15 protein-coding genes are annotated in these 17517 nt (G+C 43.3%); 10 read left to right on the top strand and 5 right to left on the bottom strand.

Annotated elements, in window-relative coordinates:
• Positions 1–20: 20 nt before the first annotated feature.
• A complete protein-coding gene (locus AC1MBV_RS03260) occupies positions 21–548 on the bottom strand; it encodes a hypothetical protein (protein WP_255747055.1) in 528 nt (175 codons plus the stop codon).
• Between the two features lie 176 nt (positions 549–724).
• Between AC1MBV_RS03260 and AC1MBV_RS03255 the strand changes: the two genes are divergently transcribed.
• The 4 genes from AC1MBV_RS03255 (at position 725) to abc-f (ending at position 4876) form a co-directional block, all read left to right on the top strand.
• Positions 725–1582, top strand: coding sequence for a YitT family protein (locus AC1MBV_RS03255; RefSeq protein WP_255747056.1), 858 nt, complete (start codon positions 725–727; stop codon positions 1580–1582).
• 370 nt (positions 1583–1952) lie between these two features.
• Positions 1953–2849 carry an RpnC/YadD family protein gene (locus AC1MBV_RS03250; RefSeq protein ID WP_255747057.1) on the top strand — a complete coding sequence of 299 codons (897 nt, stop codon included), beginning with the start codon at positions 1953–1955 and terminating at the stop codon, positions 2847–2849.
• Between the two features lie 148 nt (positions 2850–2997).
• Positions 2998–3132, top strand: a complete 135-nt coding sequence (locus AC1MBV_RS03245; RefSeq protein ID WP_370645941.1) for an RAxF-45 family protein — start codon at positions 2998–3000, stop codon at positions 3130–3132.
• A gap of 127 nt (positions 3133–3259) precedes the next feature.
• The gene (abc-f, locus tag AC1MBV_RS03240) at positions 3260–4876 is read left to right on the top strand and encodes a ribosomal protection-like ABC-F family protein (RefSeq protein WP_255747059.1); all 1617 of its coding nucleotides are present in this window, start codon (positions 3260–3262) and stop codon (positions 4874–4876) included.
• Positions 4877–4923: 47 nt separating this feature from the next.
• Here the strand turns inward: abc-f and AC1MBV_RS03235 are convergent, their stop codons facing one another.
• On the bottom strand, positions 4924–5520 hold the full coding sequence (locus AC1MBV_RS03235; RefSeq protein WP_255747061.1) for a lysozyme family protein: 597 nt from the start codon (positions 5518–5520) through the stop codon (positions 4924–4926).
• A gap of 220 nt (positions 5521–5740) precedes the next feature.
• On the opposite strand from AC1MBV_RS03235, the gene asnB reads away from it, so the two are divergent.
• Positions 5741–7591, top strand: coding sequence for an asparagine synthase (glutamine-hydrolyzing) (asnB, locus tag AC1MBV_RS03230; protein WP_255747062.1), 1851 nt, complete (start codon positions 5741–5743; stop codon positions 7589–7591).
• A 200-nt stretch (positions 7592–7791) separates the two neighbouring features.
• On the opposite strand, the gene AC1MBV_RS03225 is transcribed toward asnB, so the two are convergent.
• Complete coding sequence (locus tag AC1MBV_RS03225) at positions 7792–9714, bottom strand: S53 family peptidase (RefSeq protein WP_480947506.1); 1923 nt, start codon at positions 9712–9714, stop codon at positions 7792–7794.
• A gap of 724 nt (positions 9715–10438) precedes the next feature.
• Here AC1MBV_RS03225 and nagE point away from each other — a divergent pair.
• Entirely contained in the window at positions 10439–12346 is a 1908-nt protein-coding gene (gene nagE, locus AC1MBV_RS03220; RefSeq protein WP_480947505.1) for an N-acetylglucosamine-specific PTS transporter subunit IIBC, read from the top strand.
• Positions 12347–12491: 145 nt separating this feature from the next.
• Here nagE and AC1MBV_RS03215 read toward each other — a convergent pair whose 3' ends face one another.
• The gene (locus AC1MBV_RS03215; protein WP_480947504.1) at positions 12492–12731 is read right to left on the bottom strand and encodes a NifU N-terminal domain-containing protein; all 240 of its coding nucleotides are present in this window, start codon (positions 12729–12731) and stop codon (positions 12492–12494) included.
• Between the two features lie 195 nt (positions 12732–12926).
• On the opposite strand from AC1MBV_RS03215, the gene AC1MBV_RS03210 reads away from it, so the two are divergent.
• Complete coding sequence (locus tag AC1MBV_RS03210) at positions 12927–13253, top strand: metal-sulfur cluster assembly factor (protein WP_370645942.1); 327 nt, start codon at positions 12927–12929, stop codon at positions 13251–13253.
• Between the two features lie 433 nt (positions 13254–13686).
• On the top strand, positions 13687–14358 hold the full coding sequence (locus AC1MBV_RS03205; RefSeq protein WP_255747069.1) for a hypothetical protein: 672 nt from the start codon (positions 13687–13689) through the stop codon (positions 14356–14358).
• A gap of 90 nt (positions 14359–14448) precedes the next feature.
• On the opposite strand, the gene AC1MBV_RS03200 is transcribed toward AC1MBV_RS03205, so the two are convergent.
• Positions 14449–14799 (bottom strand): YppG family protein, encoded by a 351-nt coding sequence (locus tag AC1MBV_RS03200; protein WP_255747070.1) that lies wholly within the window; start codon positions 14797–14799, stop codon positions 14449–14451.
• 202 nt (positions 14800–15001) lie between these two features.
• Between AC1MBV_RS03200 and AC1MBV_RS03195 the strand changes: the two genes are divergently transcribed.
• Together AC1MBV_RS03195 and fabF are read left to right on the top strand one after the other, a co-directional pair.
• A complete protein-coding gene (locus tag AC1MBV_RS03195) occupies positions 15002–15937 on the top strand; it encodes a beta-ketoacyl-ACP synthase III (protein WP_255747072.1) in 936 nt (311 codons plus the stop codon).
• Positions 15938–16019: 82 nt separating this feature from the next.
• Positions 16020–17258, top strand: a complete 1239-nt coding sequence (gene fabF / locus AC1MBV_RS03190) for a beta-ketoacyl-ACP synthase II (protein ID WP_255747074.1) — start codon at positions 16020–16022, stop codon at positions 17256–17258.
• The last annotated feature ends 259 nt before the right edge of the window (positions 17259–17517 follow it).

Below are 17517 nucleotides of genomic sequence, written 5' to 3'. Positions count from 1 at the left end.
GGCATTTATTATCTACACGATCATCCGGTTTTGCCAAGCTTTTTGACTAGTCGGTTATTGGATTGCTGAATGTGTTGATCAATCTGTTCTAAAGCTTTGATAATTGCTGTCCGATCATTTTGTTTGACTGCGGTTTTTAACTGGCCGAATGCTTGATGGTGACCGCCAAATTTAGCATGGTGGAACAACTGTGCTATTTTTTGATGGGCATCCTCAGCTGAAATTTTTCCTTGTGCCTGATCTTTTTTTATGGCTTGGATCTTTTTTGCCTGCTTTTCACAAGTATTCTGGCAGTCTCGGTTACCTTTTTTGAAATTTGCACTTTGACGCCATTCGCTCATCAGATGATGATGTGTCTCCATATCTTTTTTCATTGTCTGTTTAAGGTCAGCAGGTGCATATTGATCGATAATCTGCGAGAGCCACTGATGCCTAAAATCATGGCCTGGCATACCCATAGGATTATGTCCGGATGCGGCATGTCCTGCTTGTGGGATGATCATAGTAAGCATCAGAATAGGCAGAATAAGCAAACGTGTCAGTTTCATAAATGAGCCTCCAAATTAAGTTTTGCTTAGTTTGTGCAGATTTTACAAAAATGATTCATAAAAAGGTTTGAGCATTGGCTGTCCATGTGTTAATTTGTTAATAATACATGGTGAATCGGCAGCTTTGTCTTGTGAACGAGATGAATATGAGCTGCCATTCTGAAAGGAACGGCGATATGAAAGTATCACTCTATCAAGAATTTAAAGTATTATTGGTCGTTATTACGGGCGCGCTGCTGAATGCGGCTGCCCTAAACCTATTTCTCATACCTGCAAAGGTTCTGGCCGGAGGAATTACTGGTATTGCTCAGCTCGTTAATTCAATGCTGGAGCCGACCTCTTTTCATATCAGTACTGGGATTTTGCTTCTCTTGATGAACATCCCGGTTATCTATGCCGGCTGGATTAAAGTCGGGCGCCGTTTTACTTTATATAGTACAATCAGTGTGGCTTTAACAACATTTTTTATGGCGGTTATCCCGCTTCATCCACTGACCAATGATATCTTACTGAATGCGGTCTTTGGAGGAGTGGTGCAGGCGATCGGTTCGGGGATTACACTGAAATTCGGTGCATCCTGCGGAGGAATGGATATCATCGCCATGATTTTGACGCGAGTCAAGGATCGACCGATCGGCTTTTACATGTTCGCACTTAATGGAGTAATTATTCTTTCCGCCGGTTTTCTGTTTGGTTGGCGGCGTGCGTTGTATACGCTTCTTCAACTCTACGTCAGCATTCGTGTTGTCGATGCCATTCACACAAGTTATGTGAAACTAACTGCCTGGGTTGTCACCGATAAGGCGAGCGAACTTCAAAAAGCGATTTCCGTTCAAATGTACCGGGGGATTACGAAAATATCGGCAAAGGGCGGCTATACGAACAAGGATAAGGACTTGCTGATGATTGTTTTCACTCGTTATGAACTGTACCGGTTGAAGCAGATCATCAAAGAAGTCGATCCGCGCGCATTTACCAATATTGTCGAGACGACGGATGTTTTCGGGTTGTTTGTGCGTAAGAAGGATGCATGATGGGAAAATGCGTGAATGAAGTGGCGAAGAAATCCGTTTCTTTTTTATGTTGGTGAATCTTCCGCTGCTGTATTAAAATCGGAAAGTGTGAACCAATCTGTGACCAAGAATGGGCTGTCATGTGAGCCAATTGGCATGTCAGTTTTGATGTGAACTAATACAGTAAATGCACAAAAAAGCGTAGATGGGATGCAAAATTCCCAATCTGCGCTTTAATACTGTGTGGATTAAACTCTGGTGAATTATCTAGACATTATGAATCGGATTCGGTTATCCTTTATGTATACGATCACTTGTTCTCTGTTATCTCCAAATTTTCTTCCTAATCCCTCTTGCACAACGACAACCATACCGCGTAAGGAGGCCTCATATGCCTACAGACCACGATCGGCGCTTCAAAGTGTTGCTTCACGAATTTTTTGATGAGTTTCTCGAAGCCTTTTTCCCAAAGATTTATCACATGCTTGATCTGTCTGAGAAAACATTCCTTTCGGAGGAGCTGTTTCCGGATCTAATCGAGGGCGACAAGAAGAGGGCGGACATCATTGCGGAAACGAAGCTTAAATCCAAAAAAGATGTAATCCTGATTGTCCATATCGAGGCGCAAAACTATTATCAAGATGATTTTTCTGAACGGATGTATCTCTACTACATCATGATCTATCTGAAATTTCGAAAACCTGTTTTACCGATTGCCATTTTCAGTTATGATGGAGTAAGAGATGAACCGGATGAATTTGTGGTAGAAGTACCTCATTTTATGATTATCAGTGAATTCCATTTTTTGAAGCTTGAGCTTGCCCAAATGAATTGGCGAAAATTTATGCGCAGCAATAATCCGGTTGCAGCCGCGCTCATGAGCAGGATGAACTACTCAAAAAAGGAACGTGTGCAGGTTCGGCTCGCCTTTATCAGGCAGATGATCGGCATGCATCTTGGAGAAGCGCGTGAAAGCATGATCAATGGATTTTTTGAAACCTATCTTCAATTAAACGAGAAAGAGGTGAATCAATTGATGGATCAAGCGAAAAAACTCCCGGAGGAAATCCGTGAAGAAGTGCTCAAGTGGCCGAACTCCTTTTATGATCGCGGAGTGGAGGACGGCATGGAAAGAGGAATTAAAAAAGGAATTGAAAAAGGTGAATTAAATGCCAAAAAGCAGTTCGCGCGAAAGTTGCTGCAAAATGGAATAAGTCATGGGCAAATCAGTGAGTGGACAGGATTAAGCAACAAAGAGATCACTGAGCTTGAGGCAAACAATGAATGAAATAAGCGAGGATATCCGTGAAGAAGTGCTCAAGTGGCCGAACTCCTTCTATGATCGCGGAATGAAAAACAGCTTTGAAAAAGGAATTGACTAGGTTATTGCGCTTAACCGATCGATCTGATAAACTTTGTGTAAAGCAGAAAAGGAGGTGGGTCTATTGTCACTATTCACGAAGTATCGCGCAACATTGGAATCATTCTTGTACACAGTTCGCGCGATTTTTGCTGCATTTTTCTTCAAGGGATCAGTCTGCCCTTTTTTAAAAAACAGCATAGCTTTGTGAATGGACGCGTGACCCACTGAAGCGGAACTCAATTGTTTTTTTAATTGAATCAAGATCAAAATCATCCATGGGTAAATGAGCGCCCGTGGATTTTTTTGCATGCAAAAAATAAGGAAGTGACGAGAAAATGATGATATGTCAAGCAGATCATGTACGAAAAAATATAGCGGGAAATGAAATATTGCGGGATGTCAGTTTTTCAGTGCTGGATAATGAAAAAGTTGCGGTTGTCGGACCGAACGGAAGCGGGAAAACGACTTTGTTCAATTTACTCGCACGAATTGATACCCCGGATCAAGGCGCTATTGCGATAAAAAATGGGGCATCAATCGGTTATTTGCGCCAGCTTCCGGACGGGCAGGAAAGTACGGCGCGCGAAGTACTGATGCATGCTTTCGCGGAATGCATAAAGGTTGAGAAAAAGATGAGAGCGCTGGAAAGGGAATTGGCGGGTACGATCGAAGGACGGCTTGAAAAGCTGCTGACTGAATATGCACGTGTTCAAGAACAGTTTCAGGAAATGGGCGGCTATGAGATGGATTACAAAATTGACCAAGTCGCCGAGGGCCTTGAAATTAAGTGGCTGTTGGGACGCTCATTTGCCTCGCTGAGCGGTGGTGAGCGAACAAAAGTCGGGCTTGCGCTTCAGCTCTTATCTGAACCCGATCTGCTTTTACTTGACGAACCGACGAACCATCTGGATATTCTTGCTTTAGAATGGCTGGAGCAGTACATCAAGCAATACAAAGGAACCATTTTACTTGTCTCGCATGACCGTTTTTTTCTGGATCGTACGGTAACTAAGGTTCTGGAACTTGATGAGGGCGAAATGGTTGCTTACAATGGAAATTACTCTTATTTTGTTAAGGAAAAACAAGAAAGACTGCTGAATGAATTTGCTGCTTATGAAGATCAACAGAAGAAAATCAAAAAAATGAAGGAGGCTATCAAGCGTCTGAAAGAATGGGCAAATCAGGCAAAGCCGCCAAATGCTGCCTTGCATCGACGAGCAAAGAGCATGGAAAAGGCGCTGGACAGAATTGACCGGCTGAAGCGTCCAAAAATGGAGACTGATAAAATGGCGCTCGATTTCGCACGTGGCAGCCGCACTGGAAATCGCGTGCTCAGCTGTCTTGATCTGTCCGCAGGTTTTAATCATAACCCTTTATTTGAACATGTAAGCATGGATATTCGTTATCAAGACCGAGTAGCGATCGCTGGACCAAATGGAGCCGGGAAAACCACCTTATTAAACTGTTTACTTGGAAAATTAAGGCCAAGCCACGGAAATATTCATCAAGGAACCAACTTAAATATTGGGCTATTGTCACAGCATGTGTTTGAGCAGGAAACAGAAAAGGAGCGGCGTGTGATCGATGTCTTTCGCGAGCATGCCCGTTTGACCGAAGGGGAGGCGAGACACGAACTTGCAAAGTTTATGTTTTACGGTTCGGATGTATTCCGCAAGATCGGTTCACTGAGCGGCGGTGAACGTGTACGCATTCGCCTGGCTGACTTGATGATGAAGAAGATCAATGTGCTCGTACTTGACGAGCCAACAAACCATTTAGATATTGAATCGCGCGAAGTTTTGGAAGAAGCTGTGAACCATTTTACGGGAACAGTACTTGCAGTGAGCCATGATCGTTATTTTTTGACCAAATGTTTTAGCAAAATTTACTGGCTTCAGAACGGTCGACTGACGAAGGAAGAACATTTTTCAGAATCCGCACATACTCGTTAAACCAATAGAGAAATCCCGCGAGATGAATGCCAACTCGCGGGATTCTTTTAATCCTTTTTTTTCGTTAATGCGCGTTTTTGTTTTTCATTGGTGTAGTAACGCATGACGTGTTCGACATATTTAGGATCGCCGTAGCTGCTCCAGTTGAGTTCTTTAGACTTCTCTTCTGAAAATTGGCGAGCAAGTTTTGGCGTGTATTTACCGCCGTGTGCCTCAACATAATCGACGAAGCCAAGGCCGAAATTATAGCTTTGGAGAGCAAGCTCAAGATTCCCGTTTGATCGTGTCAATGCTTTTTTAAAATAGTGCGTTCCTGCCTGAATGCTTTTTTGCGGGGAATTTATGGCATTCCTGGGCAGCCCCAAGCTTTCAGAGGCTTGCATCACGTCAGCAGCTTTTCCTTTTGACTCCTGCATGGCAATCGCCATAATGATATCTGTATATTGTCCGACACCATTCGCTTTGGCTGTTTGAGCAATAATCGGGCGATAATGTTCAACCTCAGGGCTGATGACTCGCTGGTCATTAAGAAGCGGTACATGATCTGCTTGAGGACTATACATGCTTGAAATGATATAGAGGAGCACAAAAGCAATACCGATGATCAGTGAAGAAGAGACGATTAATTTAATGATTTTGGTCATCCGTTATTCCTCTGCCTTTTCATTTCGTTCATTATATTTTTCAATGAAAATCGCATTTTTCGTCCGTCTGATTAAAAATTGAATGATTCTATCGTTTATTGACTGGTCAGATAGGCGTCAGATAATACCTGAATGGCATCATTTCTCACGTGCCCAGCAGTTCTGCATAAGATGTGTTGAGGTTAATGCCCAATGGCGGCAAGAAAGGATGACATGAAAAATGTGCGGAATCACAGGCTGGATTGACTGGCGGCAGGATTTACGCGGCGAGGGAAAGACAATGAAACGAATGGCTGAGACGATGGATCATCGTGGGCCAGACGATTTGAATACATGGCTGTCGGAGCATGCAGCGCTTGGACACGCGCGTCTGGTTGTCGTCGATCCGGAAGGCGGTTGTCAGCCAATGAAAAAAACGGTGAATCATAACGAGTATGTGCTCGTTTATAACGGTGAATTGTACAATACTGAAGAAATACGTTCGGATTTATTAAAAAAAGGGTACACCTTTCAAGGACATTCGGATACTGAGGTGCTGCTGACCGCTTACATTGAATGGCGGGAAAACTGCGTCGATCATTTTAATGGTATTTTTGCCTTTGCTATTTGGGATGCCGCCAAAGAGTCCTTGTTCGGTGCACGCGACCGCATGGGTGTTAAACCTTTTTTCTATAAGAAATCGGGAGGCAGGCTGCTGTTTGGTTCTGAATTGAAAGCGATTCTGGCACATCCCGATGTACGTCCGGAAATTGATCGCGAGGGGCTCTATGAAGTATTCGGACTCGGTCCTTCGCGAACACCGGGGCATGGTGTCTATGCAGGAATGGACGATCTGCGCCCGGCTCATGCATTCACGTATACAAAAGACGGTATGAAGATTTGGCGCTACTGGAATGTGGAGAGTCATGTTCACACTGACAGTTTGGAGGATACGATTGCCAACCTGCGTTATCTTGTTACTGACGCGGTTAAACGTCAGCTTTATGCGGATGTTCCGGTGGCAACCTTTCTGTCTGGTGGGCTGGATTCCAGCGGTATTTCGGCCATTGCTTCCGAATATTTTAAAGAACAGAAACGTCCGCCGCTTCACACTTTTTCAATTGATTATGTTGGCAATGATCACTACTTTAAAACAAGTAAATTTCAGCCAAACAGTGACGCGCCTTTTATTGAAGAGGTCTCCAAATATCTTGGTACGGTACATCATAATCTTATCATTGATAATGAACACCTTGTTTCTTATCTAAAAAAAGCGATTGTCGTTCGCGATATGCCTGGTTATGCTGATGTCGATTCTTCACTTCTCTGGCTCTGCGAAGGAATTCGCAAAGAATTTACTGTCGCACTTTCCGGAGAGTGCGCCGATGAAATCTTCGGAGGCTATCCTTGGTTTCACAGCCCGGAAACATCAGCTAAGGAAGGCTTCCCATGGATGCGTTCAATCGGTGCGCGACAGGATTTGCTCAATGACAAATGGGGAAGTAAATTAAATCTAAAAGAATACGAAATGGCACGATTTAATGAAACGATTGCCGAAACACCTAAGCTCGAGGGTGAATCGGTAATCGATGCAAAACGGCGCGAATTGTTCTATCTTAACATGAACTGGTTTATGACTGCATTGCTTGATCGAAAAGACCGTATGAGTATGGGTGCCAGCCTTGAGGTACGTGTGCCATTTGCCGATCATCGTATCGTACAATATATGTGGAATGTTCCGTGGGCGATGAAAATGCTGGACGGTCATGAGAAAGGTATTTTGCGAGCGGCACTCAAAGGCTATCTGCCCGATGATGTGCTTTATCGTAAGAAGAGCCCGTATCCAAAAACGTATCATCCAAAGTATACGGAAGCTGTCTCGGCATGGCTGCAAAAAGTTATTAATACGCCAAGTTCGCCATTACTTGAATTGGTAGACAAACAGAAATTGCAGGCGCTCATTGATACGAAAGGCGATTCATTTAAAACACCATGGTTCGGTCAGCTGATGTCCGGTCCTCAGCTGATTGCCCATATGGCGCAAATGAACGAATGGCTTAAAACATACAATGTGAATATTCTTGATCAATAACAGAATTCAAAGGAAATCCTCTAATTATTCAAAATTAGAGGATTTCTTTTTAGGGTTCGCTGGCTTGTATTGGAGAAAATCAGTGTACAGTAATGAATAAAAAAAAGACTCCACCATTGTTTGGATGAATGGTCGAGCCGTTTTTTCTAGTAAGGTATTGTTCTTTTTTTGATTATTCGCGGGTCTATTTGAAAATAGGATTAGCGCGTATAAGGATACTTAAAATGTTTCGCAAGTGAAGCGACATCAATCGTTCCGAGTCCGGTACTCTGGTTATAAATGGTTTCTTTCGTACCGGTGTAATAGAGATTGGTATTTTCTGTTCCCGTCGCGTTCAGCGGATGGAACGGAGAACTCTTTTGCTTCGCGAATCGGTAGATTTGGCTGTTCCAAAATCCGATGCGACCTTTTTGGTTGCTGTTCATTAATGCAGTCAGGCCGGCAAGTTGAGGCGATACGACACTTGTTCCGCCAAATGTGCTGAAACCGGAATTACTGCCTGGCGCATTAGGATCGGAGAGAAATACTTTATAACCTGTATATGGATCTGCATTAAGCGACACATCCGGCATGTTTCGACCACTTGACGTTCCTGAAACGATTTTCGGATCGCTGAGCGGAGTGACTGAACCAAAATCAGTACTTGGCTGCCATTGCTGAACGGCTGTAAATCGATTCACACCGGAGACTCCTTTCTGATAATCAGGAGTTCGGAATAGCTGGCTGAATCCTCCGCCTCCGCCGACAAAGTAATAGTTTGCCCATCCTTCCGGTGTACTGAGTCCGAGTGAATCAAAGTATGGATAAAGGTAATTCCAGCCCCATGCACGTTCAGATGATACATTGAGCTGCACACCCGTTTTCGTTGTGTAGGACCATGGCAATGTTGTTCCACCGGCAGCGGTAATATAAGGACTGTCGGCCGGATTGTCAACAGCTAAATTGTAAGTGCCCATATCTCGGCTTGCATCATAAGCGCCGGCATCGCCGGCGGAAGCAAACATCGAGATGCCTTGTACTGCTGCTTGCTCAAATAACTGATTAAAGACAAGCGCGTAAGCCGGATCTTCCGTTTGGTCTTTAATCGCGGCGCTGATGGCTGATTCACTGAGTCCCCAGCTTACAGAGATTTGAGAGGCTTTATTTTCGTTAATCGCCGTAGCAAATGCGTTAACAAAGCCTGCATCCGTATTCGGTCCAACATAGACATTAACGTCCGCTTGCGGTGCGAGTGCACCGGATTGCTCAACGTCGAGCGATGTCTCCTCATATCCGTTCCAATCGGATCCGCCATCGACAAGAATTTTGTGAATGCGGTCTGCTTTAACATCAATACCTTCTTGTTTCCAGAAACTATAGGCATCTTCAGTGTTAAAATCTGCTAAGGTAACGATGCCGATCGTCTGTCCCTTGCCGTTAGCCCCTTGATCATATAAGGGACCGACATTGTACTGCTTAATTAGATCAGAAGGATCAAGATTAAGTGGCCCGCCGCTTGAATTCGGTGTCATTTTAAGCGGCCGTTTCACTGCACGAGGTGTCAGTTCGGAATAGTTAGTTAAACCAAGAACCGCCAGTACATGAGTCGCAAGAAAGCGCGGCAGCTTGGGTCCTTTTTTGGCGGCGTGAAAGCTTTTGCCTCTGAACTTTGCTTTTTGGAGGGTGACACTGAATGCCTTGTTGAAATCTCCCGCTGTCCCACTTGCGGAGACAATCAAGTTATTATCATACACTTTTGAACTGATATGGTATTTTTTCAGATACTGAGAGAGTGCTTTAACAGTGATGTTAGATGCACCAAATGCTTTTTTAAATTGAGGAACACTCAGGTACTTGTGATAGAATGTGCTGCTAGGATCAACTGTTTTTTCTATATAGGATTGCAGCTGGCGTTCATTGCCAGCTTTTAAGACAATATCTACTGAAACCGGCGTTTCATTTGGAAGATCTCCGAAATAATCAGCATTCTCTAATACGGATTGTCCGGTTCCTTGTTTTACAGATGTCAGTTTTTGATCCGCTTTACTTGAGGATGCTGCGGCTGCAAAAGAAGGAAGTAAACTGAAAACAAGCAGCAATGACAGAAAAGCGGTAAAGGCTAGTTTGCCCCATTTCTTTAACATTGGTAAATCATCTCCCCATTTAATCAATTTTATATAATGATGAATGATGCTCCCTTTTCTCTATTAAATAAAATTGATTATACGCTAGATTGATTGATAGATTAAGCGTCACGTGTCAAAATAATTTTGACACTATTTGTGCACATTTGGCAAAAACGGGAATAAATACCTAGATTCAGTAGGACAAATAGCACTGAAAACCTGTGGAATGTTCATAGAAAGTAAATATACACGATTAGAGTAAGAGAAAAAAAGGTACATAAGGCCCTCATGTATACGTTTGCTGATTGTAAACGAATAGAAAAGAGAAAACCCATGATTAAGCGATCCTTAGATAGTCATTTGTCGAATTTACCAGATACGAGCAAACACGAAATTCTTGAAGTGATCAAGGCAAGCGAAGAAGATTGATTGTATCGGAATCAATTGGAGCTGTACAGCCGCTACCTGCCTCATTAACAATACTGAATTCGAAGCTGCATTTGGTGCAGACATTTCCCCCATTTAACAAGCGTGAAAATAAATTACATGACAAGTGAACTAATATGACAACTAATTTGACTGAATGTCTAGACAACCTACTGCTTTTATGCAAAAATGACAGAATAGTAGATAAAATGTGACAGAGATAAAGGAGGACAACATCTGTTTATGAGAAGTGATCTGTCATTTTGTGGTTCATGACTTTATCTTTTTATTATTGATAACAGGGGAGAGAGATATTATGTTAGGTTTTCTTCAAAGAATAGGCAAGTCGCTCATGCTTCCTATTGCAGCTCTACCTGCGGCAGCATTGTTATTACGTCTTGGACAACCGGATCTTCTCAACATACCGTTTATCGCAGCAGCAGGAAACGCAGTGTTTTCAAACCTTGCATTAATATTTGCGATTGGTATCGCCGTCGGTTTTGCTAAGGATAACAATGGGGCAGCTGCTCTTGCCGGAGCGATGGGTTTTTTCGTACTCAGCGCCTGTGCAACTTCATTAAATAAGACAATAAACCTTGGCGTCCTTGGCGGTATTATTGCCGGAATCATTGCCGGAATGCTCTATAATCGTTATCACAATATTAAACTTCCTGATTGGCTTGCATTCTTTGGCGGCCGCCGATTTGTCCCTATTGTTACGTCAGGAACAATGCTTATTCTTGGATTTATTTTTGGCTATGTTTGGCCTTATGTACAGCTCGGCATGTCCCATTTAGCGACTTGGATTTACGATGCTGGAATATTCGGCGCTGCTATTTATGGCCTTTTAAACCGATTACTCTTACCGCTTGGACTGCACCATGTTATTAATACACTTGTTTGGTTTGAATTTGGCACTTATAAAGGGTTTCACGGTGAAATCACCCGTTTTCTCAATGGCGATCCGCATGCCGGCCTGCTTCTATCAGGCTATTTTCCGATCATGATGTTTGGCTTGCCGGCTGCTTGTTTTGCCATGATTGCCGCGGCAAAAAAAGAAAAACGCAAAGCGGTCTCCGGCATGCTTATCGGAATTGCACTTACTTCCTTTGTAACCGGTGTTACAGAACCGATTGAATTTTCATTCATGTTCCTTGCTCCCGTACTCTATGTTATTCATGCTTTCTTGACAGCTCTGTCAATGGCTGTTACCTATGCACTCGGTATCCACGATGGCTTTGGTTTTTCTGCTGGTGCAATTGATTATATTATCAACTATCGAATTGCCCAAAAGCCGCTGTTGCTACTGGTTGTCGGCGTTATTTTTGCTGTGATCTATTTCGTTGTTTTCTACTTTGCCATCAAATGGTTTAATCTGAAGACACCAGGTCGTGAGGAAGATGACGATCTCGTCGAAGAAAATCCGGATCAGGCTCCCGACCTCAATACGAATGATAAATATGAAGTGATGGCTGCCCGGTTTATTGAGGATATCGGTGGCAAAGAGAATATTACAAATGTGGATCATTGTACCACGCGTCTTCGATTAACCGTCGCGGACTCAGAGGCCGCAGACAGTGCTGCGATTAAGCATCATGGCGCGCACGGAGTAGTCAAGCTGAATAAGAAAAACTTGCAGATCATCGTAGGCACGGATGTAGAATTTGTGGCTGACGCGATGAAGAACTTGATCAAATCTTCTGCGGATCTTACGAAGGCAGAAGTGGACGGTACATCAACTGAGCCTGGTTTAGCCACTGTATCTGTTGGAGCGGAATCTGTATGTGCCCCCATTAAAGGCAAAATGCTTCCGATTACCGATGTTCCGGACAAGGTTTTTTCTGAAAAAATGATGGGCGACGGATTTGCTGTTGATCCGGATGAAGGGGTTGTTGTTTCTCCTGTCGACGGAAAGGTTAGCGGCGTGTTCCCGACAAAGCATGCGATTGGTTTGACGGGAAGCGATGGTTTAGAGGTCCTGATTCACGTCGGCATTGATACGGTCAAGTTGAATGGTGAGGGGTTTGTTAATTATGTGCAGGAAGGCGATACAGTTGTAAAAGGGCAGAAATTGATGTCTTTTGACCTTCCTGCACTTAAAGATAAAGTTCCATCACTGATCAGTCCTGTAATTTTTACAAACCTTGATCCTTCAAAGCATGTTGTACTTAAAAAGAGTGGTAACGTGGCACTTAACGAATCTGATATTATTACCTTTGATTAATTGATTTATTAATGAAAAAGTCTGCGCATTTATAGCTCAGACTTTTTTTGTTGATTCGTTCATTGTTTTACTGAAAAATACAGCAAACATAAGGCAACCTGTACATTGAAAGAAGTATCCACCTTAAGAAGAGGTAATGGTGTCATTAGAATTTTTCGAGCGTTTCTTTGACGTGAGGAAGCAGATTTTCCCATGCGGCATCCGGAGATTTGCAGATGGTTACAAAGTCATTAAAGCCGAAAAGGCTGATGACGCCGTCTATTTCAATCAATTTTGTTAAAAATGGGGAATTTGTTTGGTCATCTTTGAAAACTTCGACTCGATTTGAAAAAAGAGGTCCTTCAGCGGTGAATTTTAATGCGTTCGGGTTTGGCGTAGAAGTCATCGTAAAGTTCATCTGTATTTTCCTTTCTGTTAATAAACGGATTCTATTGTGTCGTTTTCTTCATTATATATCATGATGGAATGGAGCGCATTGTTAGAATACTGAGGCTGTGGACAAGAGACTGTCTGAGAGATGAAATAGACCAGATATTCGGTTATACTAAACGTAACCCAAATGAGGAAGGAGGTATTTGCAGTGGCTGAGAACAGTTCTTCTGAGGAATTGAAAGACCGCATACTTGAAGCGCTGGAAGATGTTATTGATCCTGAACTCGGTGTGGATATCGTCAACCTGGGGCTCGTGTATGGCGTCGACATAGATGAAGAAAACAATGTAATTGTGACCATGACGCTGACCTTTATGGGTTGCCCATTGTCTGCGTCCCTTTCCTATGACGTTAAGCGTACGCTTGGAGAGATCGAAGAAGTAAATCAAGTAGAAGTGAATTTTGTATGGGATCCACCGTGGACGAAAGAGCGCATGTCGCGGTATGCTAGAATTGCACTTGGACTATCAGAGTAAACCATTTGCCACGTATCAGCCGGAGCAGGATGTATATCCTGCCTCGGCTTTTTGTGTTTCGAACCCAAAAGCCCCCGCAGGTGATGATCACACCATTTTTGGCATATCTTCTTTATACATATCAAAAAAATAGTACAGATCAGCAATAGTTCATGTAAGTGCAACTAAAAATTTGCTTTCAAAAATCTGATGAAATCAAGTTTTCTAACAAATAAAGAACCATTCAACCCGTTTAAGGTGGTACTGGACACTTGAATGAAAATACAATGGTGATAAAGTGCCATGTATTATGTACAAAAGTAAATAATTATTCCCAAGTAAAGGTTGTGAAGCAAACGTGCACAAGACTCCTGCAGTCGTGCTAGTTGATGCAGCTCTTGAGCATTTACCCGTTTTATATATATATTTTCTTGCGTGAGCAGGGGGGAAAATGATGGAAGAAGCAATGGTGTTTGGCGGACTCTCGTCTATTGGTTTTCTTCTTACTGAAAGACTGCTTGAGGCGGGAGTTGTCGTCTATTCAATTAGTTCGGCAGTTACTGATGAAGAGAAAGATCGTGAGGAAGAGAATGAGCTTTTTTTGGGTCGCAACGCACTTTTTCATAATGACCGAGACAAGCCGCGTTCAGTAGCAAAGCATCTTATTCTTGCTGACACTTTCCGGATGAAACAGGAAAGCAATGATGAATTGAAGAAAAAGATGGGTCATCTACTTACTGATTCGCCGCAATGTCAACGTGTGCTTTTTCTCTCTTCCCTGGAGGTATGCGGGCAGCATGTTGATAAAAACGGGAAAAGAAGAGCGGCCTGTCCGACTTCTGTTCGCGGAAGAGCTGCCAATGAAATGGAACTGTTCTTCATTAATCTTTTGCACGAAAGTAAGAGGAAAGAGGCAATTATTTTACGGACGGATTTGAATTTAATTTCCGACAAGTGCGATGGTGAAATCATAGCAGCACTAATTAACGGGTTAATGGAGCAGGAACATGAAGGACTTGATGTCGTCCATTTTAAAAAAGGACTTGATTCGAATGATGCGATAAATGAAAAACTCAGGAGCCTTTTACCGCGGAATTATGAGAAATGGCTGCAAAGAAAATCTTGATTAAACTTCTTTTTCTTTTGATCGAATTAAAAGAACTGCTGAGTGGATCTGAGTTCACCCTTGCAGTTCTTTTACTATTGCCATTTTCAATCATGGCTTTTTAAAGAAATTGAGCAGCGGAGACAATTGTTTGATCGCCGGTGCTGTCTGATTAATGACATTGACCAGCTGGGTGGCGCCATTTACCATTTTGCTCACATCAATATGTCCGTCTTGGCCGAGAAACGGTTTTAAGAATCCGGGTTGTGCAGGCTGTGTCGGTTGCACCGGCTGTACAGGCGGTACTTGCATTCCACTTGCTTGCCAGCCGCTGTTCTGATAGAATGCTTGTGGCGGTTGATAGGTTTGTGTTTGTTGCACTGGCGGGATTTGTGAACCGAACATGAGATACGTAAATGGGTCAAAGTGACTGTCTCTTGGATTTTGAGCAGGTTGAATCAAGAGTCTCCCTCCTTTACATCTGGTCTTTATCATATCTTATGCCTTTAAGTGATGAATGTGTGATTCATTCGCCTTTAGGTGATGATTTAACCGGAGACAGGTGTCCTTTTATCGGGAAGCTTGTTGGACAAATGATTTTTAGTGTATTATATTGTTACCAAGTCATTATATATACTGTTAAGATCTGAGAGGGGATTTGCGGATGTCCGCAGGAATACTGGGAATGGGCAAGTTTATTCCCGAACGTGTGGTTACGAACACTGATTTAGAGAAAGTCATGGATACTTCAGATGAATGGATTCGGACAAGAACCGGAATTGAAGAGCGGAGAATCGCCAATGATGAAACAGACACTTCGGACATGGCATTTGCCGCTGCCGAGCAGGCGATCAAAAACGCAGGTTTGACAGCTTCTGACATTGATTTGATTCTCGTTGCAACGGTTACGCCTGATCATCCTTTTCCTTCTGTTGCATGCATGCTTCAAGATCGACTGGGAGCAAGGCGGATACCTGCAATGGATATTAGTGCCGCATGCTCCGGGTTTATTTATGGAATGGTTACAGCAAAACAGTTTATTGACAACGACACTTTTCACCATGTTCTGGTTGTCGGTGTTGAAAAACTGTCAAAGATTACAAATTGGGATGATCGCGGTACCGCTGTTCTCTTTGGCGATGCAGCTGCGGCGGCAGTTCTTGGCAATGTTTCGGAAGGTCATGGAATTCTGTCCTTTGAATTAGGCGCCGACGGAAGCGGCGGCTCTTATTTGTATCAGGACGGCAAATACATTAAAATGAACGGACGGGAAGTTTTTAAATTTGCAGTTCGTCAAATGGGTGAATCGGCTGTTCATGTCGTAGAGAAAGCTGGTCTGAAAAAAGAAGATATTGATTATCTTATTCCTCATCAGGCGAATATAAGAATTATGGAAGCTTCGCGTGAGAGACTGGAAATACCTGAAGAAAAAATGATTAAGACGATTCAGAAGTACGGAAATACATCTGCCTCTTCGATTCCTCTGGCGTTAGTCGACGCTGTTGAAGAGGGGAAAGTTAAAGACGGAGATGTGCTTGTGATGGTAGGCTTCGGTGGAGGGCTCACCTGGGGCGCGCTCACGCTTAAATGGGGCAAATAATTTATAATTATATCGTATAGCTATCATTTATTGATTACCTAATGATAAAAAGGTTCCAATCCTATCAAAAGGAGAGAATTGAATGAAAAGAAGAGTCGTTGTGACCGGATTAGGAGCTGTGACGCCACTTGGCAACGATGTTGCGACAACATGGGCAAATGCAATTGCCGGCAAATCGGGCATTGGTATTGTCACACGTGTAAACCCTGACGATTTTCGCGCCAAGGTTGCCGGTGAAGTGAAAGATTTTGATCCTGAAAAATATGTTGATCGCAAGGAAGCGCTTCGCATGGACCGTTTTGCGCAATTTGCCGTAGCGGCAGCAAAAATGGCAGTCGAAGATGCTAATTATACAATAGATGAAACGAATGCTGAACGTACCGGTGTCTGGATTGGATCTGGTATTGGTGGAATGGAAACTTACGAAAAAGAACTGCGCGTCGCTTTGGAAAGAGGCTTCAGACGTGTAAGTCCGTTTTTTGTTCCGATGATGATTCCGGATATGGCGTCCGGACAAGTTTCTATTTTACTTGGAACGAAAGGAATTAACTCGTGCACGGTAACGGCTTGCGCTACTGGAACAGATTCAATCGGAAGCGCGTATAAGGCTATACAGCGTGGAGACAACGACGCAATTCTTTGCGGCGGAAGTGAAGCACCACTTACAAATATGTCCTTTGCCGGGTTTACGTCGGCGCGGGCACTTTCTACGAATCCAGATCCGAAGACGGCTTGCCGTCCGTTTGATAAAAATCGTGACGGGTTCGTCATGGGCGAAGGAGCAGGTGTGCTGCTTCTTGAATCTTTGGAATCGGCTCAAAAGCGCGGCGCACATATTTATGCCGAAATCGCAGGATACGGTGCCACGAGCGATGCTTTTCACGTGACACGTCCGGATCCTGAAGCAAAAGGTGCAATCCGTTCGATGCAAATGGCACTCGATGATGCTGGTGTGAAATCGAATCAAGTTGATTATGTAAATGCACATGGAACGAGTACAGAAGCCAATGATTCCACAGAAACGAAAGCTGTTAAGGCAGTGTTTGGAGACGGTGCCTATGATTTGGCAATCAGTTCAACGAAATCAATGACTGGTCACTTGCTTGGCGCATCAGGCGGTGTTGAAGCAATTCTTTGTATTAAAGCAATTGAAGAAGGAATTGTTCCGCCGACCATCAACTATGAGACGCCGGATGAGGCATGTGATCTGAATTATGTGCCGAATGAAGCACTGAAAAAAGAAGTTAATGTGGTACTTAGCAATTCATTTGGTTTTGGCGGTCATAATGCGACACTTGCGTTTAAAAGATACGAAGTTTAAAATTTACTTTTTTAAAGCGTCTGCGATTCATTCGCAGGCGTTTTTTTGCACAAATAAAGAGGTAAGTATGTACGCATACATCTTGTATGCAACGCGAAAGCGATCGCGTTCTGCAGAAGTTAAGGACCGGACTCTTTTTCCCCGTTTTTTCTTACAAGATAAGAAAGTATAGAGCGACCGAGCAAGGTCGTGCCTTATAGCGGGTGAGAATCCCGTCGGAAAAGAGTTAGCCACTCATCCGTAGCGAGTCTTGGAGAAC

The organism is Sporolactobacillus sp. PKPK-6 (assembly GCF_056678885.1).
This window is presented reverse-complemented; position numbering and strand designations above follow the sequence as displayed.